The sequence below is a fragment of the Bradyrhizobium sp. LeoA1Lang genome, from assembly GCF_055413685.1.
Genome location: NZ_JBVAPG010000645.1, coordinates 1 through 253 on the forward strand (window position 1 = coordinate 1; position 253 = coordinate 253).

Below are 253 nucleotides of genomic sequence, written 5' to 3' on the forward strand. Positions count from 1 at the left end.
ATACTTCAGCGGCGTCTTGTCGTCGCCGGCGACAAACCGCAGGTCGGAGCCGTCGTCCTTGGCGGAGGCGAAGCGGAAATTGCCGGTGTGCAGCCGGACCAGGACCGGCGTCGACCCGACCGGGTCGTGATGTTGGCCCCAGTGGCGCTGGCATCGATCGTGATCTTCTTGCGCAATTGCCATTCATCGTTCCACCAGGCGTTCGCCGGCGCCGACAGCGCCAGCACCGCCACCACAGCCAGCACCAGCATGG

At 66.0% G+C, this 253-nt stretch carries 1 pseudogene; it reads right to left on the reverse strand.

What is annotated here, in order from left to right:
* Window positions 1–251: pseudogene (locus ACZYOF_RS44830) on the reverse strand (DUF2341 domain-containing protein); the annotation flags it as partial.
* Window positions 252–253 lie beyond the last annotated feature (2 nt).